Origin of the sequence: Parapedobacter sp. SGR-10 (genome assembly GCF_011030405.1) — a bacterium.
In the GTDB taxonomy this organism is placed as follows: Bacteria; Bacteroidota; Bacteroidia; order Sphingobacteriales; family Sphingobacteriaceae; genus Sphingobacterium.
Genome location: NZ_JAAJTJ010000012.1, coordinates 1 through 25,627, shown reverse-complemented (window position 1 = coordinate 25,627; position 25,627 = coordinate 1). Strand labels below are relative to the sequence as shown.

Here is a 25,627-nt window from a genome sequence, read left to right as displayed (position 1 = left end):
ATGAGGGCGGAAAGCATACCTTCATAACCTACTTCACCTTGATAACTTACATAACTTTAAAATAAAGTGATGAAGGTTATAGAGGTTATAAAAGTTCATGACATTGCTTCCGTAACTTACATCACCCACATAACTTACATAACTTTAAAACAGAATATATCATGAAAACAAACATTGGAATTAAAGAAAAAGACACAGCAGCAGTAGCTGTCATCCTAAACAAACTATTGGCTGATGAAAGTGTATTGTATCAAAAAGTAAGAAATGCACACTGGAATGTCGAAGGACCAGGTTTTCACGAATTGCATTTGTTTTTCGAAACAATCTATAACGACCTTGCCGTGGTCGTAGATGACGTCGCCGAACGGGTCCGTACCATTGGGCACTATGCCACAGGCACATTGAAAGAATACCTAAAGCTGACTCAACTAACGGAGGCCCAAAGTGGGAACAAAAACGATGGCAACAGTTATATCAAGGAACTATTGAACGACTTTGAAAGCTTAATCATCTCTGTCCGTGCTGATATAGAAAAAGTAGAAGAGCATGGTGATGCGGGTACTTCGGACTTTTTAGGAGGTATCATCGAGCAACATGAAAAAACCGCTTGGATGCTGCGGGCTCATTTGAGGTAAGACGTACTATCCGTGACGGCTAGCTTTTCCAAAGTTTTGAACTTTGGAAAAGTTGACCTTAGTTGATTTTATTCAAACCTATAAGGTTTCAGAACGGCGTAGCCCTCAACTTTGCCATTGAAAAGCTAAACACACTAAAGTTAAACCTTATAGTTTTTTTTAGTTTAAATTCTTTAAGTTTGCAGGAGTATTAGAGAACGACAACTAACTTAGTTTGATAAAATATGATTATACAACCACGCGTCAGAGGCTTTATCTGTTTGACCTCACATCCTGAGGGGACTGCCCAACATGTCAAAAACCAAATTGAGTATATAAAATCAAAAGGAAAGATCAGTAATGGCCCTAAGAAAGTGTTGGTCATAGGAGCTTCTACAGGTTTTGGTCTGGCTTCACGCATTACGGCTGCTTTCGGCTCGGATGCTGCCACCATCGGTGTATTTTTTGAAAAACCTGCTGCAGAAGGTAGACCAGGTACGGCAGGCTGGTACAACAGTGCGGCTTTTGAAAAGGAAGCCCATGCCGCAGGTCTATATGCCAAGAGCATCAATGGCGATGCTTTCTCGGATGAAATCAAACAACAAACTATCGACTTGATCAAAAAAGACTTAGGTCAAGTAGACCTTGTCGTATATTCCCTGGCCTCTCCCAGGCGCACCCACCCCAAAACGGGTGTAGCCCATGCTTCAGTACTCAAGCCTATCGGAAAGCCTTTTACAGACAAGACAGTAGACTTTCATACTGGCATAGTATCCGACATTACGATACAGCCTGTAGAAAACGAAGAGGACATTGCCAATACAATCGCCGTTATGGGAGGAGAAGATTGGAGATTCTGGATCGAAACCCTCAGAGAAGCCGGTGTGTTGGCCGAAGGCGTGAAAACTGTAGCCTATTCGTATATCGGCCCCGAACTGACCTATCCAGTCTACCGCAACGGGACAATCGGTCGAGCCAAAGATGATCTGGAAGGAACAGTGCCCGTTCTCAATAACCTGTTAAAAGATCTGAATGGCATATCCTATGTTTCGGTCAACAAGGCTTTGGTCACACAGTCCAGCTCAGCTATTCCTGTCGTACCTTTGTATATTTCATTATTGTACAAAGTCATGAAGGAAAAAGGCATACACGAAGGTACTATCGAGCAGATGCAGCGTCTATTTGCAGAAAGGCTGTACACGGACAATGTACTTTTGGACGACAAGGGACGTATCCGGGTCGACGATTGGGAAATGCGTCCAGATGTACAGGAGGAAGTTTCTAAACTTTGGGAACAGGTGACGACCGAAAACCTGGATAGTATCTCGGATATCAAAGGATACCGCGATGATTTCTTCAACCTATTTGGTTTCAATTTCGAAGCAATAGATTACGACAAGGATACCAATGAAGTGGTGAATGTGCCTAGTATAGCATAAACAATTGCAAACTCTGTCATTCTGACGATAGGAAGAATCTAAAAACAATCGTATATCAGATGGTTATTCATTTGCGTTAACTTTCAATGGTATGAATGATTGCTTTGCAATTCCTATCGTCAACACTGTGTCCGACTACTGGCGGATGACAAAAAAAACGCTTTTATTACCTATATCAATACTCTAACTGCAATCTGCTCTTGCAGATAATCGGCCAGCAACCGTCCATCTCCATGCACGGTCCATATCTCACGAGGCTTGACCTGTCCGATAAAAACCAGAAGATCTGCCCAGTCCACATGATCGGATATATACAGCTCCATATCGTTATGTTGTTGCAATCTTTTCCATCCCGACGCAAATACACGGAGAACATTGCTGGCCCGATAGTAGTTGTTGAATGTCAGTGGAGGCACCAAATAGATCTTGTGTTGCCCGTCTTTCATCGCTTTACGATGATACATCTCATACCGTAGGGGGACTAAGCCAAGTCTATCGTACACACGATGCATCGGAAGGATACTGTGATGCACGTACACCGTCTTTTCGGGACAATATTGATTGAGCAGATGATTGATACGCTGCGCCTTGCCCAGACTGTAGCAGCCCAACATAATACCATGAGCGGTAGACGACAGTTTTCGGATCTCTGTCCCGGCACTTGGATGGCTGACAGCCGGATTGGCAAATGTAGTCTCCGTGATCAGCACATCGGCCTGTACTGTTTCCAAAGGTTCGCAGGTAGGGTCATCCTGCATTTTGATATCTCCGGTGTACAGATATGAAACCCCATGATATTGCATCAAAATCTGGGCAGATCCAAGGATATGCCCTGCCGGGATAAGGGTAAGCTGCACCTCACCCAAGGAAAATGACTCATGATACGCCATAGGGTGATAGCTTTTTACGGATTGTTTTGAAAACCTTACCTGCATAAATGCAATGGTACCGGCTGTAGCATATATCCGTTCGTGTCCGGGGCGTGCATGGTCCCCATGCGCATGTGAAATGACCGCTCTATCTACAGGCAATATCGGGTCTATAAAAAAATCTCCGTATCGACAATAATAGCCGGAAGGTGTTTCAATCAAAAAATCGGCCAATATCGTCCCCATTAGGTATGGATCAAAGTGTTGTGTATGGCCAAAACCTGGGGCAATAAGGGGATTTTTTCGTCATTATGAATCAAAAAATCAGCGTACTGCAACTTCTCTGCTTCTGGCATCTGCTTAGCCATACGCCGCAACACTTCTTCTCTATCCACATGATCTCTTTGCATGACACGCTGTATCCGTAGCTCTTCCGGTGCGGTGACCAATATGGTATAATCCAGATTTTTATACGAGCCACTTTCGTACAATAAGGCCGCCTCCTTTAATATATATGGCGCATGCTGCCTGTTGGACCAATCGATACTGTCCTGGATGACAGCAGGATGGACGATGCTGTTTAGTAGAGCCAACTTTTCATTATCGTTGAATACCTGCTCGGACAAATATCTTCTGTTCAATGAACCGTCATCAAAATACGTTTGTGAACCGAAAGCACCAATCAGTGCTTCCCGTACTTTTGCATCTTTGTTCATGATCAGCTTAGCTTCCAAATCTGCATCGTAAAAAGGAACACCTAATGTTTTAAAAATCTTGCTCACAAAGCTTTTACCGGTACCTATTCCTCCTGTTATCCCTACTTTGATTGACATATTATTTTATTTTCTGACAAAAAAATCTACATTCTGCGGTTCTACACGAACTATCTTACAAAAATCAGGATACTTAAAGAGCTTGACAGGCAAACTGCTTACTTGATTTTGTGCCCAATTATCCAAGTCAACAACTGCTCCGAAGTCACTGGCGGTCCATTTGGCATAATCTTGTAACGACACCAAAGCGGTCACGGTCACTTTAGAAGGAATAACCCTTACCGAAGTATATTTTTTGCTATTCAGCACATGTAGCGGTACTTCGACCTGCTTCTCGGTCAGCTCTCCTACAGGAATTGTCACCTCTACCAGAGCAGGGTGGATCGTAATATTTGTCCTTTGCCGTCTGTTGATATTGACCACGGTACGGATATCTGTATGTATATCGTTGCCATAGACCGTATCCGTCTCCAAAAAGTCGATATTGTCTATATCTTCGGAAGGCCCCGTGATGGTCACCTGTTTGGGATTTGTCTTGGTCTCCCCTATTATGCCATATTGTTTTTTAAAAGAAATATTCGTCGGAACACGGACCTCTACCCTACGTCGGCTCTGTTGCGAAAAGTCAAAATATAACGTATCGGGAGATACACGGTCGACCTCTTTGTCCGAAGCAAACTGTCTATTGATAAACTCCAATTGATCGGAAAAAACGATAAAACTGCGATTGGCCAAAGTACTGAGATCCACCTGGATATTTGACACACTAGGTTTTAGCCTGGCCATCAAGACATTCCATCCGCTCATTTTTAGGTGTACCTGTACCGTATCCGATTGCAATGGATGAAAAGCACGCTTTTCCGGTAGGTTGACATACTCCACGCTGGACTTGACAATAAACGTGTAGCGATTGGATACAGCGATCAGCAGCCATGCCACAAAAGAAATGATAAGACACCGAAGAAATATCGAAATCTTACGCCGCTGGATCTTTGTGAATCGCCTGTACTTCATCTACAGCAAATGTAATAAAAATAGTAGAGACGTTGCATGCAACGTCTCTACTATCAAGGAATATTAGGAACATTCCTTGCTCAATACATTGTAAAAAAACTAAGCTTTCTTTGTTTCGTTGTTTGCTGCACGGGAAGCATCCAACGCAATAGCAGTCTTGTCAAAACGGATTCTAACACCCGAACCTACATCGACCAAGAACGTGGTGTCGCCTACTTCCACGATACGTCCATGGATACCTGCTGTAGTCACGACCTTCGAATTTACGTTCAACTCTTCGATATATTTCTTATGGTCTTTTTGTTTCTTCATCTGCGGACGGATCATGAAAAAATAAAAGACCACTATGATCAAAATCATAGGTAGGAAATTCATTAATCCACTTCCCCCCGGTGCTGCTTGTAATAGAATTGTTGACATCATATTTATGTAAATTTAAAAAGTTTAAGATTTAAAAGTTTAAGGTCTAACGTGAAACCTTAAACAAAAAACTATTTCTCTACAGTGCCCTTTATCTGCACAGTCGTGACCTTATTCGAAGCATTCGAACTGATCGTGACGATTTTTTGCTGCTGCCCGACCTGACCCTGGCTGTTGAAGCTGACTTTGATCTCGCCTTCTTTGCCTGGTAATACCGGTTCTTTCGTATAGTCAGGTGTGGTACAACCACATGAAGCACTGACCTGCGACAAAATGACGGGGGCATCGCCGCTATTCTTAAATTTAAAGACATGGTCGACGATGGCTCCTTCTTTTACCGTGCCAAAATCATACGCAGTTTCCTCAAATTCTATCGTACCCAACTGCCCCGTATCTGACGAAGAATTTACGTCGACCGCAGTTTCCTCAGTATTGGTCTCTTTCTTTTGTGCCGGTTGATTGCAAGCTGCCAATATAGCTACAGCGGCACAGCTCATCAATATATTTTTTATTTTCATATCACTTTAATCTTGTAGTCCTCTTCCTGTTTTCCGGATCCGACCTTGCTTGGTCAGATCTGCTAAAATCTTGTCCAATATTCCATTAATAAAGGTATTGCTTTTTGCAGTACTGAAATTTTTGGATAGCTCGATATACTCATTAATCGTTACTTTGACCGGAATAGACGGAAAATTGATCAGTTCGCTGATAGCCATACGCATCAAGAGCGTATCCATCAATGCAATCCTATCAGACTCCCAGTTTTTTGTCTTTTCAGCGATCAGTGCCTGGTATTCTTCGCCGTAGCGAATGGTTGTTTTCAACAGTTCTTCGATAAACTCCTTATCCTCTTCCCAATTTGGGGTAAGATCTGCCAGTTTGTTATGCGTTGGGTTTTCTGAACTGAAATTTTTGAATGTCTTAGCAATCATAGCCTGTAAGACTTCTTTGTCAACCGGCCAATTGATAAATTTTTCTTCAAATACCTGCTCCACCTCACTCGTTTTCAGGATAATCTTCTTAAAGATATATTTAATGATATCCTTTTCGACCTGAATACTACGATCTGTCTCCGCAAGATAATCTAGATAAGCCTCTGAATCCTTCAATCGGACGAATATCGAACGCACAATCTCAGGATCAAATTCCCAGGACACCTTGTATTTTTTGACGAGCTCCACATACTGTCTATTTTGGCGTAGGGATTCGATGAATGTGTTGGTGTTCAGTTTGGTCGTGAGCATTTTGTCCTTTTCCGTTGGTAAAAACTTAGCTGCCCTGCTTTCGGCGTCCAACACGACATACTCGGCCGCCTCATCCAACAAATTGAGCGTCCAGATGTACATCTCATTGACTTCATCCACACTCTTGAAGAGAGCCTTCTCAAAATTCTTAACCTGTTTATCTTCCGACAAACTGTACGCATAAAGCGTCTGCATGACCTTCTCGCGAAGGTGTCTTCTATTTAGCATATTTTATTAAAGAACGATTGTATATAAAGAACGCAATTATCTGCTGATTTTTTTCATACTCGCAATACGTTGTTCTGCTAGTTGTTTGGCGGCTTCAAAGGTCGTGATATTTTCTTCCCGTGCACTTTGGAGCACATGCCGCGTTGCACTATAGATATTACGTACCAATGCTTCTGTACGCTCATTGCCATAACCTTCCAGCTCGGAATAGCAACTGATCAACGCACCCGAATTGATTAAAAAATCAGGTGTATATAAAATGTTATTTTCCTTGAGTAATTGTATTGTTTCTGCTTCTTCTTTCAATTGATTGTTGGCCGACCCGGCAATGATCTTGCAACGCATCTTAGGTACCGTATCCGGATTGACCGTACCACCCAAAGCGCATGGGGCATACACATCTACATCCAATTCATAACTGGACGAGTACTGTATAGGTTCGGCTTTATATTTAGAAGCCACCTTCATCTTACGTTCCTCGGTCATATCCGACACATAGACACGGGCATTCTCGTTGCGCAACATCGCAACCAAATGCTCGCCCACGCTGCCTACCCCCTGTACCGCGACTTTGCGTCCCGCTAACGAGTCGTCGCCATAAACCTCCTTGATGGCTGCCTTGATACCATAGAAGACACCACGGGCTGCAAAGAAAGTTGTATCTCCTCCTCCGTTCATATATTCGGGCAATCCGGCTACATAATTGGTCTCAGAATGAATATATTCCAAGTCCTTTTGGGTGGTCCCTACATCGATAGAAGCAATAAAACTACCGCTAAGGCCTTCGATAAATTTGCCAAAACGGCGCATCAATACTTCTGTCTTCTCTGTGCGGTTATTGCCGATGATGACCGCACAGCCTCCTCCGAGGTTCAACCCAGCCAACGAAGACTTGTAGGTGATTGCTCTGGACAACCTTAGCGCATCCTCTATAGCTTCGGCTTCATTGGCGTAAGGTAGCATCCTTACGCCGCCTATTGCGGGTCCCAACGTCGTGTCGTGAATAGCGACGATCGCCTTTAACCCAACTTCCGAATCATTGCAGAAAAACAAATCCTGATGACCTTCGGCACGCATCAATTCAAAAACAGAATTATTGTGTATATCCATTTCTACCAAAATAGTCCCTGAAAAAAGGATTTACAAAAATAGACAAATAAATTTACATAGCGAGAGGACTTCCAAAGTTTTTGAAGAAGCTTCTTCAAAAGTAGTATTTCCCGTCATTGAATTCCCATCCCTCTCTTTTTATCCCCTAAATTTTACAAGACAAATCATCACACACTTTTATATTTAAAAATCTTTTTTTTACTTTCGTTAAGTTAAAAAATAAATAAAATGAAAAATTAACAGAAACCTAAAATAAACTTAACACCTTATGTATAACTTCATAATTTAACATCAAATTTATATAGACATGATTAGAAAGTTTCTCTTTACACTGATTGGAATAATCTGTGCTGCTTCCATACTTCCAGCCCAACAAAAATTTCAGAAACCCACTCTGGAAAATAAAGACTCCTGGAGCGTCGTTATGATTCCAGACATACAAAATTACGTCAAATGGAACCGCAACCAGCCTATCCTGGATCTTATGATGCGCTGGATAGAAGACAATATTGATACGCTCCATATTAAAATGGTAGTCTGTGTGGGAGATCTCGTGGAACACAACAACCTCATCAACCAAGGACATGACGGAGACCAAAGCGCTCAACGCCAATGGGAAACTTCTGCCAAGCTATTTTCCAGACTCAACGGCAAAGTGCCTTATATAGCGGCCTCGGGAAACCATGATTACACCATAGATAGACAAGGCAATCGAACCTCCCGTTATACGGAATTCTTTCGCATCGACGACAATTGGCTGAACAAAAAGACCCTTGTACAAAACGCAACAAACGAGCAGGGTGTGCACACCTTGGAAAATGCTGCCTATGAGATCAAAACTCCCCAAGGAAAAGATTATCTCTTCTTGACTATTGAGTATGCCCCGCGTGATACCATGGTTGCATGGGCCAAAAGGATCGCCGACATGCAACAATACAAAGACCATCGCATTGTACTCATTACCCATGCCTATCTCAATGCAAAAGACCATCGCACAACAGGCGTACCAAAATGGTTTGTGTACGAGCCATATACCGTCAACACTGTCGTCCAAAAATCAGAAAGAATAAACCTCCCCTACGCCAACAGCGGAGAACAGATATGGGAGAAACTCATCCACCCCGGTTCCAATATAGAATTGGTACTGTGTGGTCACATATCCGGCGAAGGCTACCGAATGGACAAAAATACCACCGGAAGACCGGTACACCAGATGTTATTCGACAGCCAGTCCCTGGGTGGCGGACACCGCAATGGAAATGGTGGAGATGGCTGGTTGCGTATCCTCGAATTCCTTCCCGACAACAAGACCGTCAACGTAAAAACCTTTTCGCCACTGTTTGCTATTTCACCCACTACACAGCAGCACGCATGGAAAACGGATGCACGGAATAGTTTTTCCTTTCAATTCGCGGAGTAAAAAACATGGCATACGGAGTTGTCTCCTATGTTTGTATGAAGCAAATGTAGGAGACAGCTCTATGTGCTTAAATTAATTTCAATTCTTGTCATAGGTCAAGTCTTTTACCCCCAATAAAGCTTACTTTTACGTATCACAACTATAATCCAACACTATGGCAAAGATTCACGCATACCTCAATTTCAATGGCAACTGCCAGGAAGCATTCGATTTCTACCAACAAGTTTTTAAAACCGCTACGGTGAGTACTTACCGTTTTGGCGATATGCCCGAAGATCCCGAACATCCAATGTCAGATGTGGACAAAGTAAAAGTGATGCACACCGCTATCACCCTACCTAACGGGGCCACAATCATGGGCTCTGATTGTATCGAGGGCTATGGTCATCAACTTACGCCCGGCAACAACACGTATATCATGTTGGACACAGAGACTGCCGAAGAAGCGAAAGAGCTGTACGCAGGGTTGACCAAGGATGCCCGAGACATTGAAATGGAACTTGGAGAGCAATTCTGGGCAGAGCTATATGCCTCTTTCCAAGACAAATTTGGTATTTGGTGGATGATTCATTTTGAAGGGAATAAATCACTATGACAGAAATATGGATAATGTCGACATTATTCCGTAATCTATTCTACAACAAATCAGTTTTTACTCAAATGGACAATAATTCCTCTATCACACTGTCTCTTTGGTTTGACAATAATGCAGAAGAAGCCCTAAAGCATTATGCTTCTATTTTTCCGGACAGCTACATGAGCAACGTCAATCCTGTCGTTGCCAGTGTAAACCTTTCCGGTGTCAATTTCATCGGAATCAATGGAGGCCCTATCTTTCAGATCAATCCATCCATATCCATGATGGTTATCTGCGAAAGTGAAGAAGAAATAGATACCTTATGGCATCAGTTATTGCCCGGAGGTGCTGTATTGATGGCCTTGGGCAGTTACCCTTGGAGTCACCGATACGGTTGGTTACAAGACAAATACAATGTCAACTGGCAACTCTATCTCGGAAAACTTTCGGATGTCCATAACCAAAAGATTGTGCCGACAATGATGTTCTGCGGATCTCAACAAGGCCAGTGCAAAAAAGCGCTGGCTTTCTATCAATCCGTTTTTGCAGACTATCGCTCGGACGGTATATTAAAATATCCGAATGGTGAAATGACCGGGCAAATTCAACATACACAGTTCGTTGCTCATCATTCCTTGTTTATGGCTATGGACAGTGGTGTGCCACAAGATTTCACTTTCAACGAAGGCGTCTCCTTTGTCATACATTGCAAGGACCAGGAGGAAATCGATTACTATTGGAACAAGCTTACGGAGCAAGGAAAAGAAAGTATGTGTGGCTGGTGCAAAGATCCGTTTGGAGTAAGCTGGCAGGTCGTACCGGACAACATCGACAAATTGATTTCCTCACCTTCGGTCAACCAAGCATTGATGAAAATGAAAAAGATCATTATAGCCGACCTTAACTGATTAGGATAGTTTTTTATAAATTTGTTTTTGCCATACACAGATATTTTGTAGTTTTAATATTCATAAACCCAATGCGAACCCCATGAAAAACAAATACGTCATCTTTTTGAGAGCTGTCAATGTCTCTGGCAAAAATATCATCAAGATGGCCGAACTCCGGGATTTATTGTCAAAACAAGGCTTCGAACAGGCAAAAACGTATATTCAGAGTGGAAATATATGTTTGAGTTCAGACAAAGACAAGGATACGATAAAACAAGAAATACACGAATTAATCGCCAACCATTTCAAATTGCATATAGATGTATTTGTGTTGGATGAAGCACAACTCCATCAAAGTATCCTTCAAAACCCTTTTGATCCATCCCTCCCCGGAAACAGGCTCTTTGTCACTTTTCTAGATTCTATACCCGATAGCACTCGGCTTGAAGCTTTCCACAAGATCGACCTTGGAAATGAAGAAATCAAGATAAGTGGCGATATAGCCTATTTTTATGTACCGGACGGCATGGCGACTTCCAAATTGTCCAACATATTTATCGAACAAAAGCTCAAAGTGCGAAGCACAGGCAGAAACATGAATACAATGAAAAAAATGCAGGATATGCTGCAACAGAATATTCTCGAAAAGTCGTGATTGACATTCGTAAAGCGTTGTGTAAAAATTTTCCAACACGTAGATATATCCCGCAGATTTACACGGATATTTTCTCGCAGATTGTGCTGCTGCACAAATTCTTGGTTTCGAGCTGTACCATCTGTGAACTATAAAACCTCAAACAGAAGATTTAAAACATTCGTTATTTTTTAGTCAATATAGGATTCTCAAACTTCACCCCTTCCCAACCGTGTTGCATAAACTGCCTTATATTCTGGTGGTCGACACCGTCCGGAGTGTTTAGCACGGCTTCATAATGCTCGGCAAACAGCTTCAACGTATCTTCCTTGGGCAGTCCCTCAAGCCGGGCAAATGAAAGCACCCGTGCACTACCTTGATTTTCATGTGCAGCATTGTATTGTGCCCCATTTTGAAAAGCAGAAGCTGTATAGGTATAATGCTCCTCTATATAAGCGAGGATATCTTTAAATTGAACGGTCTTCGAATCCAGTTGTTCTAATAGCTGTTGTATCATCATACAAACTTAGAAAAACTTTGTAAGTTTGGCTTGATTTTAGTTATAAATTATGGAACAAAAGAAAAAGATCATGAAAGTATTTATTTTAAACGGCATAGCAGCTACATTGTTATTTATTTCATGCCATTCCAACAATCCTAACAATACGCAACAGTCACAAGACCGTCTATCCGACACCGAAGACATCTATATGGATACCGTACATACATCACAAAACTCTCTGGACTGGCAAGGTAGCTATGAAGGGACAACTCCCTGTGCAGACTGTCCCGGTATTAAAACCACCGTCGAGTTAAAAGACGATGGAACATTCACTTACCGTGCAGAATACCTCGAAAGAGAGCAGGCATTTACAGATAGCGGAACATTTATGTGGCATGATAATGGAAGCGTAGTCCATCTAAAGGGGAAAGATACCGATCTAAAATTCAAGGTGGGCGAAAATCAGCTTATCCAATTGGATATAGAAGGGAAACAAATCACCGGTGAACTTGCTGAATATTATGTTTTGAAGAAAAAATAGAGGATGTCTGACCTACAGGCAGACATCCCCTGTTGGCGCACGAATCCTTTCGTGTGCCGATAGACCAAGCACACGAAAGGATTCGTGCGCTAGCATGAGAAAAAATAGGGATAACGGTGTAACGAACTTTTCCAAAGTTCAGAACTTTGGAAAAGTTTTAAGCTTAGACTTCCGAAGTTTTGGAAACTTCGGAAGTCTATGGACACCCACTAAAACCTTACTGTATTCAACTTCTTATCCACTAAGAAACCATCCTTAGGCACCAGGTTAAACCGGAGATTCTTTTTGGCTTTCAGCCTGATCACAGCGATGTCTACATCTCCGGACAAGGCTTTCTGGTTACCGACATTGATAAATGTAGGATAGAGTGCCTTGATTCCATTGGTGTGCAGCCTGTCGTTGGTAATATTTTCCATCTGCATAATACCCGGTGCATGTATTCCTTCAAATGTATAGTCCGCGGGTGAATAAGGCAGGGCAAAGCTCAAAGCGTTGACATCCTTCAGTCCCTTACCTTTGATCGTGATCTCAACAGTTTCCCCTGCTTTCAACTGCACAGCCGAAGGCAGCAGTGCAATCTGTCCTTTCACTTGTTCATCTCTCCGTGGTTTCGCTCCACCTTCCAACTGTGTCGTCAATACAGATATATCGTAAGCATCGATAAGTCCATTCTTATTGATATCGCCATTGCTGATATACCCTTCAAAATCTGAGTCTCCTTGTCGTAATCCTGTATAATTGATATAGGAAGTGAGATCGTTTGCATCCAGCAAACGGTCATTGTTGATGTCTCCCGGAATATAGCTTTCACTGCCCGGCACCTTGAATACATAAAGCTCACGGCCTGATCCAAAACCTCCCGAACCCTCTTCGATGGACAGCTTGATATACCTTGCCGTAGGCTTGCCTTCAAATGTCAAGACCTTTGTCTCATCATTCCGTTCCCATGTAAATGCCCCGGCTTCAGACCAATCTTCTTTATTGTTGCTGTAGTAAACCTTGCCTTTGGTCAAGATGCCGTTTCCTCCACCTGTACGAGGCAGGTAATGGAACTTATCGAGCTGGTTAAAGGATTTCAGATCCAGGATCATATCAAAAGGCACCGCTTGCTGCCCCCATTTGGTATGCCACAGATTGCCTTCATCAAAATCCAAAAGCTTATGAATATCGTTCCCGCCCTGATTAGGAACAGAGGTCTCTCCGACTATACCTACGATTGCAAACTCGAGCGGATTTGATTTTGTGGTTGCCTGTACCGTCGCCCAGTCCGATACACCGTCTTTGTTCACGGCGCGTACCTTAAAAGTGTAATCCGTCACAGGTTGTAGATTATCAAACAATAAGACTGTATCCCAGATAGTCGAATATAGCATATCGTTGAATTCAATTTCGTAATAATCCGCATTGGACACCCAATCCCAGGTCGGCTTCATCGCATAAGCCTGGATATTCTCTTCCTTGACCTGTACATTCGCCGGAGCAGACAGTGCGCCTGTTCGGCTCAGCAAGCCATTGGTCGGATTGAATTCAAATCCTTGTATATCGAGCTGTACACTGTTTGACAAGATATCCGTAGCTTGTACCCTGACATGCAATTGGGGTGTCTTATGTATCTTGAAATCAACGAATGGAGTTCCTGCTGTGGAAAAACGATTCAGATCAGGCTTTTCATCGAAATAATAGGAATTTTCCGTTTTTTCGAGCTCATCCGATGAGGATACTTCATGCAAGCGGATATTCTTATTCCCGACTTTGACTGAAACCTTTTTTGGTTTTCTGGTTATATTCACGACAAAAGCTGTTGTTTTGTCGGTTACCATTCCTTCGAAAGAACCTTCCGATGGATGCACGACTACCTTGGCTTGTTGTCCCTTTACCGTGGACTCGATCCTGGTTGTGACACCTTGTCCGTGCTGATATGCCTGTGTCGTGCCATCGTCATCATACTCCGTGAAAGTACTGTATCCGCCTGCAGGGTATATTTCATAGGTACGTCTCTTTGTATCTATTTCATAGACATTGTTGTTGGCGTTGGTTATAGGTATGATGGCACCTGCCTTCACGAAGACCGGAAGCTTCCACATCGGGGCTTCGAAGCTATTCAATACACGGTTGCCCTGATATAGCTCACCGGAGAAATAATCGATCCAATCGCCTTGAGGCAGATAGATTCCATGTCGGATATCATTGCCTTCTTCATCCATTTTGGTATTCTGATATATCGGAGCGACCAAAAAATTCGGCCCGTACAAAAACTGGTATTGTGTGGCTTTTCCATAGGTATAGGCATTCGGATCGGCTAGGAACATGGCCCGGATCATCGGCAATCCATCTACGGCTTCGCGTGCTACGCTGTAGGCATAAGGCATGAGGATGGATTTGAGCTTGAGATAATTGCGATTGATAGAGGTTGCCGGTTCGCCAAGGGCATGCGGATATTTCTCATTGGATCCCCATCCGTCCATATTCAACTGCATGGGCGTAAAGGTCTTCCATTGGAAGTCCCGCACATTGACGGGCACATTCTTTCCGCCAAATATACCGTCCATATCGGACGTGATATTGGGCTGTCCGGACAAACCTGAACCCAGATAGGTAGGGATATGAAAACGGATATATTCCCATACGCCTCCCGTTTGATCTCCCGACCATATTCCGGCATAACGCTGCGTACCGGCCCAGCCGTCCAGTGAGATGATAAAAGGACGGGCATCGTTGCCGTAATAGGGCATGATATGGCCGACATCGGCAATGCCGTTGAGCCCGAACGAATACCCCGGACCTACCCAGGCTACATCTGTCTTGAGTACGCGCACACCTGCGTCACGCACCTCCTTGACGATGTCTCTTTGTAGCAGGGCGGGAATACTATCCTTCGGATGCAGGTCGGACTGTGTCCACAGCCCTATCTCTACGCCGTTCTTTCGGGCATAATCTCCAAATTCCTTCAGATTTTGGATATTCCCATCCAATGTTTCCGTCTGTCCGTAGCCGGCTCCATAACCATCATTTGGCAGGATCCATCCTAAAGGCATATCATGACTTTTGTAACGGTCTATGACAGCACGCGCAGAAAACTGATAGTTATTTTTTTCACCGTTCAGGCTCTCTTTGATACCTGAATTGTCTTTTTGGCTTTCTTTGTACCGTTTGCCATCTTCAAACAGAATCCCTTTCTCATCTTCTTTCCAATAGTCCCTGTTGTACGCGTTCAGATGGCCTTGGTAAAATCCAAATTTGGGCATCAGGATCGGATTTCCAGTGAGTTGATAAAAGTCGTTCAATAGGGGTACGGCTCCGTCATTGACCATGAAAAATACATCGAGGTAATCATTTTCATGGTAGAGCTTTACCTCACCTTTTTTTTTGGCTCCGAAATCATACTTTCCTTTTTTGAACGTGTACCACATCATCCCATAGCCTTTGGTAGACCAATAAAAAGGTGTGGGAGATGCTACGCCACCGTCTGTCCAGGAGTTTTGGTTTTCGATGGCAATGATTTTTCCTTTATGCGAAAAACGGCCGTTCTGCACGCCTCCACCGTAGAAATACTCATCTGGATTCTCTTTCAAGGAAAGTGCCACCTTATCTTTTTCAAAGTGGGCCGGTTCGCTCCATTCCAGCACGGTCTTACTTGTTTTGGTATTTATGACAGAAAGCAGGCTATTTGCCTTTTTGATTGACACCTTGATAGCGGGTGTTTGAAGGACTATCTCATCGGCAGACTCCGACACGTCCAAAGACCCTATGGATCTACGCGGATTGTCAACCAATATCTGCGCTTGGGGTTTGGCTTGCGGGTCACGCAATGTACCTCCTTTATTGTCCTGAAACAGCCGGAATATATGGTCTGCATAAAAATCAAAGGTCATCCGCCTATTGTCGGTAAACAATACTTCGACAGTGGTCGGGTTGATCCGGTGTGCAGATTTGATTTGAAAGGAAGACTGGAGCCGTTCTGTGCCGGCCGACTGCTGCGCCTTACTCTGGGCAGGATTGCCCATACACAGGGCTACAAAAGAACATGCCCATAGGGCGTGTTTGGATAAATTATGCATTATATACAGTTATACTCTTTAAACAAAAAAAAATACGATACTGTATAATAAGCTTTAAAAATAGGTAGGGTAAAAGTACGGATAACTTATAGGAAGTAGGAGGTAATCATAAAAATATTACAAAGATAGCATCTGAGTATCTCGATATAGGCATATTAAATTTTCGTCATTTCGAACGAAGAGAGAAATCTATGGACAGAAAGGAAAATAAAATTCATATTCATCCATAGATTTCTCCTCGTTCCTCGTTCGAAATGACGGGTTGGTTGCTAAAGTATATAATTGCCAAAGTTTATTTCTTTACCTCTACTTCGGTAATGACATATACATCTTCGTTATCCCGTTTCATCTTGTATTTTTCACGGGCTATACGTTGGATCTCACTGGAATTATACTGGGCATCTTTTATGGCTTGTTCGATGTTTTTGATCTCTGTCCCATAAAAAGTCTTTTCTTTTTCCAATTTTGATTTTTCCTGGAGATAATTGTATTGTGTCGCAAAATCGTACCGATCAAAAAAGCACATCCAGACTACAAAGGCTATGCCTGTGATCAAATACTTGTTGCGGATCAATAAAACAAGACGTTCCATGCCAGATAAAAAGAAATAATTTTTTTAAAGTTAGGACTTTTATTGGTTAGAAACAAAAAGACCTCCGAAGTTTTTGAAAGCTAGTGCGAGCTTATAGCCAAACGCTGGCGCACGAGAATCCCTTCGTGTGCCATAAAACAATAAGCACACGAAAGGATTCGTGCGCTAGCATGAGCTAAATTAGTGCTCTGTATAAAACTCTTCCAAAGTTTGGAACTTTGGAAGAGTTTCTAAAAACATTACTTGATAGCAAATTTAAAGTTTTTTCCGATAAACTTCGCATTTGCGCCCAACTCTTCTTCAATCCGAAGGAGCTGGTTGTATTTTGCGATCCTGTCCGAACGGGAAATCGACCCGGTCTTGATCTGTCCACAGTTCAGTGCTACCGCCAGATCCGCTATAGTAGCATCTTCTGTTTCGCCCGAACGGTGCGACATTACAGAAGTATAGCCGTGCGTCTGTGCCAGGGTCACCGCATTGATCGTCTCTGTCAACGAACCGATCTGGTTTACTTTGACCAGGATCGAATTGGCCGTGTCTTTATCGATACCGTCTTGAAGGCGTTTTGTATTCGTCACGAACAGATCATCACCGACCAACTGTACGCGGTCGCCGATTTTGTCGGTCAACAGTTTCCAGCCTTTCCAGTCGTCTTCGGCCATACCGTCCTCGATAGAGATGATCGGATATTTTTCGGTCAATTCAGCAAGGTAAGCTGCCTGTTCTGCACTCGTACGTATCGCACCTTTGTCTCCTTCGAATTTTTTGTAGTCGTATTTACCTTTTACATAAAATTCTGTGGAAGCACAGTCTAATGCCAGACAAATGTCTGACTCGGCCTTGTAGCCTGCTTTTTTGATTGCTGACAGGATAGTTTCAATAGCATCTTCGGTACCTTCGAATGTAGGTGCAAAACCGCCTTCGTCTCCTACTGCTGTAGACAGGCCACGGTCATGCAGGATCTTCTTCAATGTATGGAATACCTCAGCTCCCCAACGCAAAGCTTCGGAGAAAGAAGAAGCACCTACCGGCATGATCATGAATTCCTGAAAAGCGATCGGAGCATCCGAATGGGCACCTCCGTTGACAATGTTCATCATCGGGATAGGCAGGGTATTGGCATTCACACCACCGATATAGCGGTATAGCGGCTGATGGCTTTCCTGTGCCGCAGCTTTAGCAACAGCCAAAGAAACGCCCAGGATAGCATTTGCCCCCAATTTGCCTTTATTTTCTGTACCGTCAAGATCGATCATGATCTTGTCAATCGCATTTTGCTCGAACACATCCACACCTTCCAATGCTTTGGCAATCTTTGTATTTACGTTTTCGACCGCTTTCAAAACACCCTTGCCCAAATATTTTTTCTTGTCACCGTCACGCAATTCCACAGCCTCATGTGCACCGGTAGAAGCACCGGATGGTACAGCCGCACGACCTACGAAACCGTTTTGTGTGGTCACATCAACTTCAATTGTTGGATTTCCGCGCGAATCCAGGATCTGACGCGCATGAACATCGATAATTAAACTCATTTTCTAAATAGGATTTATGTTAAACTTCAAACACACTTAGTGTATTCTGGACACTAATATAGTCATTTTTATTGCCGAAACCAAAAATATAAAAAATGTCCCAAACCCGTTCGGGTTTGGGACATTTTATTACCCTAAGCCTTGACCATGCTGATAAACTCGTCAAACAGATAGCGTGAGTCATGCGGACCTGGCGAAGATTCGGGGTGGTATTGCACTGAAAATGCTTTTTTGCCTTTTACGCGGATACCTTCGATAGAGTTGTCGTTCAAGTTGACATGCGTCACCTCGACATTGTCCGATTGCTCGATATCTTCCCGTACAACTCCAAAACCGTGGTTTTGCGAAGTGACTTCACAACGATTGGCAATGATATTTTTTACCGGATGGTTGATACCACGGTGTCCGTTGAACATTTTTTCTGTTCGGATACCATTGGCCAATGCCAGCACCTGATGCCCCAGGCAAATGCCAAACATTGGTTTTTCCGATGCCAAAATTTCTTTTACGGTATCGATGGCATATTGCATCGCGGCAGGGTCGCCTGGCCCATTGGACACAAAGTAGCCTTCCGGATTCCAGGCTTCCATCTCTGCAAAAGTGGTCTTGGCCGGAAATACTTTTGCATACACATTCCTCGCATCGAAGTTGCGGAGGATATTCTTTTTGATACCCAGATCCAATACAGCGATACGTGTAGTCGCGTCTTCATCTCCATAGAAATAGGGCTCTGTCGTCGAAACCACAGAAGAGAGCTCCAAACCTTCCATAGAAGGCACTTTGGCCAGCTCGGCTTTGAGGGACTCCACATCGAGGTTTTCCGATGAGATGATTGCGTTCATCGCCCCTTTGTCACGGATATGGCGCACCAGCGAACGCGTATCGATATCCGAGATACCGACAAGGTTTTGTGCCTCAAAATAGCTCTGGATAGACTCATCGGCCATCTTGCGGCTATAGTTGATGTTATAATTCTTACAGACAAGACCAGCGATCTGTATCTTTCCGGATTCCGTATCGTCCCCGTCGATACCGTAGTTGCCGATATGCGCATTGGTCGTCACCATGATCTGTCCATAGTAGGAAGGGTCGGTAAATATCTCCTGATATCCGGTCGTCCCTGTGTTGAAACAGATCTCTCCGGTAGTTGTTCCGATTTTTCCGGCAGCTTTGCCATGGAATACAGTTCCGTCTTGAAGAACCAAAATTGCTGGTAATTTACTGTAGTTGGTCATTATTTATTTTAAATTTTACACGCGCCATTTATCAGACCGAACCTTCGGACACAAAAAAAGCCCAAATGGGCTATTCTTATCAATTTATATGATTTATCAATTTTACATTGATGACAATGTCTGTGGGGATCGTTTCAAAAATGGCTTTTTTCACGAGAGACAAAGGTAAGGGAAAAAGTAAAAAGTAAAAAATAAAATGTAAAAAATAATTCGAGGAAGGGTTGTTTGAAGAGGCGTAGTAGAGGGCAAAAGATTCTTCGCCCCTACACGGCCTTAATCTCGATAGGAATAGCCTATGCCCCCTAACCTAATAAAGTAAAATCAATCTGCCCCCTTGTTAGCGCACGAATCCTTTCGTGTGCTTATTGTTGAGGCACACGAAGGGATTCGTGCGCCAGCGTCAGTTGGGCTTCAAGGGTTTCATTATTTCAACTCAGCTTAACAGCGTAAAATCAATCTGCCTTTTTTCCAGATCGACTTTCTTGACCTTGATCTGCACCTCATCACCGAGCTGGTAGACTTTCTTTTTGCGCTGGCCGATAATGGCAAAGTTCTTTTCATCCAGCGTGTAGAAGTCGTCGGTGATATCCCGCAGACGGACCATACCCTCACATTTGTTTTCGGCAATCTCCACATACATCCCCCATTCGGTCACTCCGGACACCAGGCCTGTGTATTTCACGCCGATCTGATCCTGCAGGAATTCGGCTTGTTTATATTTGATCGAAGCACGTTCGGCTTCAGCGGCTTTCTTCTCCATCTGCGAAGCGTGTTCGGCCATCTTTTCGTAATGCTCGATATTGACCTTGGCACCTCCTTCGAGATAAAACTGTAACAGCCGGTGCACCATCACGTCCGGATACCGCCGTATAGGCGAGGTAAAGTGTGTATAATAGTCGAACGCCAATCCATAATGGGAAGAATGCTTGGTGGTGTATATGGCCTTGGCCATCGAACGCACGGCCAGGGTGGTCAATAGGTTCTGCTCTCTACTGCCCTCGATCTTTGTCATCAGTGCATTGAGGGATTTGGCCGTTTCCTTATCGGACTTGATCGTCAGCCGATGCCCGAAACGTGAAGCAAACTGGGAAAAGTTGGTCAAGGTCTCCGGATTGGGCACATCGTGAAAACGGTAGACAAAGCCCAGTTTGTTTTTGCCACGGCCCTGCTTGCCGATGAATTCGGCTACACGGCGGTTGGCGAGCAGCATAAAATCTTCGATGAGCTTGTGCGCATCCTTACGTACCTTGGCGTATACGCCCAATGGTTTCCCATTCTCGTCCAACCGGAATTTTACTTCCTCAGTCTCAAAACTGATCGCTCCTGCTTTGAAACGGCGTTCTTTCAGTATCTGTGCCAGCTCGTTGAGCTTCCGTATCTCGTCTGCATAATCGCCGGACTTCGTTTCGATGATCTCCTGCGCCTCTTCGTAGGTAAACCGCCTGTCGGAATGGATAATGGTCCTGCCAAACCACTGATCGTGGACATTGGCCTTGTCGTCCATCTCGAATACGGCCGAGAAGCACAGCTTGTCCTCTCTAGGCCGAAGGGAACAGAGATCATTGGACAGGCGCTCAGGCAACATCGGTATGACACGGTCCACCAGGTACACGGACGTACCCCGCTCGAAAGCCTCCTTGTCCAGAATGCTGTCGGGCGTCACGTAGTGCGACACATCGGCAATATGCACGCCGATCTCGTAATGCCTGTTTTCCAATGTCTTGAACGAAATCGCATCGTCAAAGTCCTTGGCATCCACCGGGTCTATCGTAAAGGTCAATGTATCTCTAAAATCCCGTCGCTTGGCGATCTCCTCCTTTGTGATACCTTCCGAAATGGCATTGGCAGCTTCCTCGACTGCTTTTGGAAAGCTGAGCGGAAACCCAAAGTCCGCCAGGATGGCATTCATCTCCGTATCGTTCTCTCCTTTCTTGCCGAGAATGCTTTTTACCTTTCCGACAGGGTTCTTTGCATTCGCCGGCCAATCGGTAATGCTCACGACGACTTTCTCTCCGTCTTGCGCACCATTCAGATGGTCTAACGGGACAAAGATGTCGTGCAGCATCTTCCGGTCATCTGCAAGAAAGAAGGCATAGCCTTTGGAAATATCTATCGTGCCTGTAAAATCTGTCTTGGCACGTTGCAGGATTTCGACGACCTCTCCCTCCCTTTTTCGGCTTTTCTTTTTGCGTTCGTAGACATGCACTTTGACCATATCTCCGTGGAGTGCCTGCCTTAGTTTTCGGGGCGCGATATAGATATCATCTTCGAGCTCATCATCAGGCACGATATAGGCAGAACCGTCGGCTGTCATATCCACCTTTCCGGTGATATACACATTGAGTTGGCGAAGCTTGAATTTGCCCCTTTCGGGTTGAGAAAAGACACCGCTCTCGACACCTTCGTGAAGGATATCGGCGATGGCTACTTTGGAGTCCGTATCGGACAGGTTCAGCTTCGAGGCGACCTGCTTGTAATTGAAAAGCTGATTGCTCGATTTTTCAAAAACGCCAAGGATCAGCTTCGTTAGAACTTCTTTATAGGGATTGTTTTTTGTTGACTTCATAATATAAAATAATAGTGTAAAGATAGTAATGATTTTGGGAAAAGCTTAATTAAGATCAAGGCAATCGAGATGTAGGACAAAGACATGTAAACTTGTTTTCTACATACATAAATGAAATAATTATTTTATATTATTTATATAGTTGAATATTAAACATTTAACATAATTTAAATATAAAATAAAAAATCATAAATAATTGATAATCAAAACTATAAACAAAACACACTTTGAACAGTAGTTAAAAATAGGTTATTATGCTATAACTTTGTATTTATTTTACATAGTATAAAATTTTATAAAACAGACATATATATACATATATAGTAAAAAAAATATACTCTGATTATTGGCTAAAAGTTAACGACAAACAAAAAAAATCTATTTCCTCTTTTTTATACACGGATTCGTCTCTACTCAAATATCAGTAGGTATTTTTTTGCTCCTACCGACGATGGCTTTGCCAGGCTTGTATCTTAGCTTGCTGCCGATGCCCTGCTTTTTCCCTGTGCAACCCTCCGGCATTGTCCGTCGTCTTGAGGATATGTAGGTGATCAAAAAGAAGATATATCGGTAAAAATTTTCACCGACAAAAAAACCGGTTTTGTCGAATACCCTCCCCTATCCACCTAATCGGTATGGCGAGGAAATGAATGCCTGTCTACCTTTGGTCATACATTAAACGAAACAATAAAATTTAGTTAACAACATAAAAAACACATCATGAAAACTATCATCACTACCCTCGTCATTGCTCTTGTTTCTCTAGGTTCTTTTCGTTCATTTGCAGGGACTATCGACGACACCAAAAACACGTCTCCTTCTTCCCTGGTCATCACCAATTACCTGGCGGCCGTGAGTATGGGAAACTTCGAAAACCACAAGCTGTCGCTTACCAAAGACTTCGAACACTATAACGTGGAGAACGACAAGAAATCCAACCGAAGACAATACCTGGCTTTCCTTAAAAAGACAAAAAATCTTCACTATGACTGCAAGACATCTTACCGTATCCTGGACGAGACGAGCAGAACCTGTATGGCCAAAGTCATTATGGAGTTTGACAATTTCACCCGCGTAGATTATATCACGCTCTGCTGCCATGACGACACCTGGCAGATCAGCAAGGTAGTCACGACATACCCCTAGAACCGGGTATTTTTGTTTCAATCGAGGCCGGCAGGAGTGTCGGCCTCTCTTTTTTGAAAGCAAAAATCAGTGATAAATTGTCTGCCCATTAACAAAACAATACATCTGGTCAACAATTTTCTGTAACATTGGTTGATAAAATGACTAGTAAAAAAATAAGGCGATTTAGTTTTCCTCGTCTGCGTATCTGTCTTCCTGTGCGATGGATTCATCCGATGGTTGTATGAGGCTGAACGAAAAGACTGTACCTATGCCGAGCCGACTGCTCACGTGGAGCGTACTGTCATGCAGCGACAGGAAATAATTACAAAGAAAAAGTCCAAGCCCTCTTCTACCCGACCGATCTGTCTGGGATGCTGGAGCAAACAGGCTGTGCTGTACATCTTCAGACATGCCTATACCACTGTCTTCCACAGAGATGATTATCGTCGGCTCCGTGGCATCGTATTGTTTTGCTGCCTTGACTACTACTGTTCCGCCAGCTTCTGTAAATTTGATCGCATTGCCGACTAAGTTCCTGACGACTGTGGCAATCGCCTCCTTAATGCCGTATACTTCAACATCCTCATCAACAAACTCCGTTATGGTTATATCTTTTTCATGGGCCTGCGGATCATATAGCGAGACGACCGATCGGATAACATCGCCAAGATCAAAATAGGATTTATGGATTCTGGCACCTTCGGACTGGAAAACGGCCCATCGTAAGAAGTCCTCCATAAAATACTTTACCTTGTCCAGTTCCTGGCGACATCCTTTAAGCGACTTTTCTGTCCAGTTCCCGGAACTATTTCCATGATTCAAAACATTGATTATCATGTTGAGATTGCTGATCGGAGCTCGCACATCATGTGTGATCAAAGATATCAGATGTGTTTTGAACTGTGCCTCCTCCATCAGTTTATCATTCTGCTTCTCGATACATTCGTTGGCTTCGTGGAGTTTGCTGTTCAACACATTTCGTTGGCGAAGAAACCACATCACCACCAGTAATATAAGTAGTAATGCTATACTGATCAGGATAAACATATAGAGATAGGACTGCTTACGTTGCAGTTGCAGCTGATGCTCGGCCTTGACCTGATCCTGCTCTTTTTGGTATTTGTACCGTTCTTCTATACGGACGATGTTATCCTCCTTATCCTTCTTATACAGGCTATCTTGAGAAATTCTGGCTTTTTCGCTCAGAAGATAAGCGTTTCTATAATCCTTTTTGATCTCATAAACCTCTGCCAGCTTACCGGCAATACGGATCATGTGCCACAGACGTTGTTCCCTTTCAGCGATTTCCATGGCTTCTCTCCCATAGCTCAAGGCCAGATCAGCATCGCCCTTACTTTGATACAAATCCGTAAGCTGATATAGCATAAAAAGGTATTGGGTGCGGTCACCGGGCATGTGTTGCAGCATATCTCTCGCCTGTAGGAGATGGCCAAGCGCTTTATCCAATTGATCGGTCCTTGTATAAAAATGTGACAATGACTGTAAAGCGGTCAATATGGCTTTGGGCTGTTTCAGATCCTGCGCCAGATGATACGCCTTTGTATAGTTTTCTTCGGCAAGACCTATATCTCCTTTATACAAATAGACATGGGCCATATTATCCAGCACAAAAGGCATCATAGTCGAGTCTCCCAGATCTTGATATATGGATAGGCTCTTACCATAATAATCTAGTGCTTTATCGTGATCTTTTTCGCGGAGCCCATATATCATCCCTACAATACTCAGCAGGTAGGCTTCCTGTGACCGTAATCTGGCCTGCTGTGCCAATAATAGTCCATGCGTTGCGCGTTCCAGTGCATTCTCATGATCACCAAGATCTACGTACACCTGTGCCGATACGCTCAATACGCGGGTCTGCAAGAGCGTATCTCTCCATGTCCGGGCAACCTCCTGTGCTAAGGCTAACTGGTCAACCGATTGCTGATATTTGCCCAATGCCCTATAAGCGAGCCCAGTATTAAAAAGGGACTGAAACCTCCCCCGTTCATAAGACAATGAGTCGCTCAACGCTAAGGCTGCGCTACTGAGTATAAGCATCGAATCGGGATCGGCATATAGCTTGGCCATAGCTGAAGTGTTCAATTCTCTGATCCGTAAAGTATCAGCGGCGTATGATGGAGCTGGGGTATGCATGTCGCCGCAGGCGTGTGCCAATAATAGCCCCACTATCATCATCATGAGGCATAAGGAACAATCAACTAACCTATATATCAA

At 43.6% G+C, this 25,627-nt stretch carries 22 protein-coding genes; 8 read left to right on the top strand and 14 right to left on the bottom strand.

The window, feature by feature from the left end:
* Window positions 1-161: 161 nt before the first annotated feature.
* A complete protein-coding gene (locus tag G5B00_RS10260; protein WP_163874533.1) occupies window positions 162-635 on the top strand; it encodes a Dps family protein in 474 nt (157 codons plus the stop codon).
* A gap of 224 nt (window positions 636-859) precedes the next feature.
* Entirely contained in the window at window positions 860-2,053 is a 1,194-nt protein-coding gene (gene fabV / locus G5B00_RS10255; RefSeq protein WP_163874530.1) for an enoyl-ACP reductase FabV, read from the top strand.
* 170 nt (window positions 2,054-2,223) lie between these two features.
* Here fabV and G5B00_RS10250 read toward each other — a convergent pair whose 3' ends face one another.
* The 7 genes from G5B00_RS10250 to G5B00_RS10220 all read right to left on the bottom strand — a co-directional run bounded on the left by G5B00_RS10250 (window position 2,224) and on the right by G5B00_RS10220 (window position 7,711).
* On the bottom strand, window positions 2,224-3,168 hold the full coding sequence (locus G5B00_RS10250) for an MBL fold metallo-hydrolase (protein WP_163874527.1): 945 nt from the start codon (window positions 3,166-3,168) through the stop codon (window positions 2,224-2,226).
* Window positions 3,168-3,755 (bottom strand): dephospho-CoA kinase, encoded by a 588-nt coding sequence (gene coaE / locus G5B00_RS10245; protein WP_163874524.1) that lies wholly within the window; start codon window positions 3,753-3,755, stop codon window positions 3,168-3,170. The genes G5B00_RS10250 and coaE overlap by 1 nt, the downstream gene beginning before the upstream one ends.
* Before the next feature lie 6 nt (window positions 3,756-3,761).
* The gene (locus G5B00_RS10240; RefSeq protein WP_163874521.1) at window positions 3,762-4,709 is read right to left on the bottom strand and encodes a YbbR-like domain-containing protein; all 948 of its coding nucleotides are present in this window, start codon (window positions 4,707-4,709) and stop codon (window positions 3,762-3,764) included.
* Window positions 4,710-4,808: 99 nt separating this feature from the next.
* Complete coding sequence (yajC, locus tag G5B00_RS10235) at window positions 4,809-5,132, bottom strand: preprotein translocase subunit YajC (RefSeq protein WP_163874512.1); 324 nt, start codon at window positions 5,130-5,132, stop codon at window positions 4,809-4,811.
* A 68-nt stretch (window positions 5,133-5,200) separates the two neighbouring features.
* A complete protein-coding gene (locus tag G5B00_RS10230) occupies window positions 5,201-5,647 on the bottom strand; it encodes a DUF1573 domain-containing protein (protein ID WP_163874509.1) in 447 nt (148 codons plus the stop codon).
* Between the two features lie 6 nt (window positions 5,648-5,653).
* Window positions 5,654-6,601, bottom strand: a complete 948-nt coding sequence (gene nusB, locus G5B00_RS10225; protein WP_163874506.1) for a transcription antitermination factor NusB — start codon at window positions 6,599-6,601, stop codon at window positions 5,654-5,656.
* A 36-nt stretch (window positions 6,602-6,637) separates the two neighbouring features.
* Window positions 6,638-7,711 (bottom strand): Glu/Leu/Phe/Val family dehydrogenase, encoded by a 1,074-nt coding sequence (locus G5B00_RS10220; protein ID WP_163874504.1) that lies wholly within the window; start codon window positions 7,709-7,711, stop codon window positions 6,638-6,640.
* A gap of 307 nt (window positions 7,712-8,018) precedes the next feature.
* On the opposite strand from G5B00_RS10220, the gene G5B00_RS10215 reads away from it, so the two are divergent.
* The 4 genes from G5B00_RS10215 to G5B00_RS10200 all read left to right on the top strand — a co-directional run bounded on the left by G5B00_RS10215 (window position 8,019) and on the right by G5B00_RS10200 (window position 11,253).
* The gene (locus tag G5B00_RS10215; protein ID WP_163874501.1) at window positions 8,019-9,131 is read left to right on the top strand and encodes a metallophosphoesterase; all 1,113 of its coding nucleotides are present in this window, start codon (window positions 8,019-8,021) and stop codon (window positions 9,129-9,131) included.
* 154 nt (window positions 9,132-9,285) lie between these two features.
* Window positions 9,286-9,726 (top strand): VOC family protein, encoded by a 441-nt coding sequence (locus tag G5B00_RS10210; protein ID WP_163874500.1) that lies wholly within the window; start codon window positions 9,286-9,288, stop codon window positions 9,724-9,726.
* A gap of 14 nt (window positions 9,727-9,740) precedes the next feature.
* Window positions 9,741-10,616, top strand: coding sequence for a VOC family protein (locus G5B00_RS10205; RefSeq protein ID WP_240894453.1), 876 nt, complete (start codon window positions 9,741-9,743; stop codon window positions 10,614-10,616).
* 82 nt (window positions 10,617-10,698) lie between these two features.
* The gene (locus G5B00_RS10200; protein WP_163874497.1) at window positions 10,699-11,253 is read left to right on the top strand and encodes a DUF1697 domain-containing protein; all 555 of its coding nucleotides are present in this window, start codon (window positions 10,699-10,701) and stop codon (window positions 11,251-11,253) included.
* Between the two features lie 163 nt (window positions 11,254-11,416).
* Here G5B00_RS10200 and G5B00_RS10195 read toward each other — a convergent pair whose 3' ends face one another.
* Window positions 11,417-11,752, bottom strand: a complete 336-nt coding sequence (locus G5B00_RS10195; RefSeq protein WP_205966946.1) for a HopJ type III effector protein — start codon at window positions 11,750-11,752, stop codon at window positions 11,417-11,419.
* Between the two features lie 49 nt (window positions 11,753-11,801).
* Between G5B00_RS10195 and G5B00_RS10190 the strand changes: the two genes are divergently transcribed.
* Window positions 11,802-12,275 (top strand): copper resistance protein NlpE, encoded by a 474-nt coding sequence (locus tag G5B00_RS10190; RefSeq protein ID WP_205966387.1) that lies wholly within the window; start codon window positions 11,802-11,804, stop codon window positions 12,273-12,275.
* Between the two features lie 209 nt (window positions 12,276-12,484).
* Here G5B00_RS10190 and G5B00_RS10185 read toward each other — a convergent pair whose 3' ends face one another.
* The 5 genes from G5B00_RS10185 to rnr form a co-directional block, all read right to left on the bottom strand.
* A complete protein-coding gene (locus G5B00_RS10185) occupies window positions 12,485-16,333 on the bottom strand; it encodes a TIM-barrel domain-containing protein (protein WP_163874494.1) in 3,849 nt (1,282 codons plus the stop codon).
* Window positions 16,334-16,625: 292 nt separating this feature from the next.
* Window positions 16,626-16,925, bottom strand: coding sequence for a cell division protein FtsL (locus G5B00_RS10180; protein WP_163874491.1), 300 nt, complete (start codon window positions 16,923-16,925; stop codon window positions 16,626-16,628).
* A gap of 239 nt (window positions 16,926-17,164) precedes the next feature.
* On the bottom strand, window positions 17,165-18,460 hold the full coding sequence (gene eno, locus G5B00_RS10175) for a phosphopyruvate hydratase (RefSeq protein ID WP_163874488.1): 1,296 nt from the start codon (window positions 18,458-18,460) through the stop codon (window positions 17,165-17,167).
* Between the two features lie 134 nt (window positions 18,461-18,594).
* Window positions 18,595-19,695: a glutamine-hydrolyzing carbamoyl-phosphate synthase small subunit gene (gene carA / locus G5B00_RS10170; protein WP_163874486.1), complete on the bottom strand. Its 1,101-nt coding sequence runs from the start codon at window positions 19,693-19,695 to the stop codon at window positions 18,595-18,597.
* Window positions 19,696-20,128: 433 nt separating this feature from the next.
* Window positions 20,129-22,261, bottom strand: coding sequence for a ribonuclease R (gene rnr / locus G5B00_RS10165; RefSeq protein WP_163874482.1), 2,133 nt, complete (start codon window positions 22,259-22,261; stop codon window positions 20,129-20,131).
* A 720-nt stretch (window positions 22,262-22,981) separates the two neighbouring features.
* On the opposite strand from rnr, the gene G5B00_RS10160 reads away from it, so the two are divergent.
* Entirely contained in the window at window positions 22,982-23,407 is a 426-nt protein-coding gene (locus tag G5B00_RS10160) for a nuclear transport factor 2 family protein (protein WP_163874480.1), read from the top strand.
* Window positions 23,408-23,572: 165 nt separating this feature from the next.
* On the opposite strand, the gene G5B00_RS10155 is transcribed toward G5B00_RS10160, so the two are convergent.
* A partial coding sequence (locus G5B00_RS10155; protein WP_205966386.1) for a tetratricopeptide repeat protein occupies window positions 23,573-25,627 on the bottom strand: 2,055 nt, incomplete at its 5' end.